The sequence below is a fragment of the Facklamia sp. P13069 genome (assembly GCF_050409405.1).
In the GTDB taxonomy this organism is placed as follows: Bacteria; Bacillota; Bacilli; order Lactobacillales; family Aerococcaceae; genus Facklamia.
In genome coordinates this window covers 1-793 of record NZ_JBNUPN010000056.1, presented here as the reverse complement: position 1 = coordinate 793, position 793 = coordinate 1, and the positions used below count along the sequence as shown (strand labels likewise).

Here is a 793-nt window from a genome sequence, read left to right as displayed (position 1 = left end):
AAAAAAACAAAACAACGCGCGGAGGTCGAACTCGCTCTTTCTCGTCGTCAAATCAACCGATTGATTCAACGTTATTTATCGAAAGGACGTCGAGGTTTTCAGCATGGGAACTGTGGCAGGTCTCCTTCCACCAAGATTTCACCTTCTCTTAGAAAACAAATTGTGTCTATCTATCAAACAAAATATGCGTCATTTAATTTTAAACATTTTCATGAGTTTTTAGTGAAAGAAGAAGGCTTTTGTCTTTCTGAATCTTCCGTTCGAAACATTTTGTCTCAAGCTCACATTCTTGCTCCCAAAGCTCGTCGTTCAACGAAACGCCGATGGAAAAAACAATTGCTAAACAAACAAAACAAATCGACTCTCACCCAACGCGAACTCTCCCTGTTGAAAGAGGTCCAATTAGTCGAAGGAAAGAAAGCACATCCTTCTCGCTCCCGCAAAAAATATGCCGGAGAATTAATTCAAATGGATGCTTCTCAACATGTTTGGTTTGGAACAGAAAAAGCCTTTTTACACGTCGCCATTGATGATGCTTCGGGAGAGATTGTCGGTGCTTTCTTTGACAAGCAAGAAACTTTAGCTGCTTATTATGAAGTTTCTGCTCAGTTTCTAGAAAACAAAGGCATTCCTGTTGAAATTTTGACCGATAATCGCACGATCTTTAAGGCTGGGAGAAAAGAAAAAGGCTCTCTGTCTGACCAGAGAACCTTAACACAGTATGGATATATGTGCCAAAACTTAGGGATTGTCCTGTCGACGACTTCAATCCCCCAAGCTAAAGGACGCGTGG

The 793-nt window shown here is 41.1% G+C and carries 1 protein-coding gene; it reads left to right on the top strand.

Going from position 1 to position 793, the window contains the following annotated elements; all coding sequences use genetic code 11:
• A partial coding sequence (locus ACQV2T_RS09325; protein ID WP_428893588.1) for an ISNCY family transposase occupies positions 1-793 on the top strand: 793 nt, incomplete at both ends.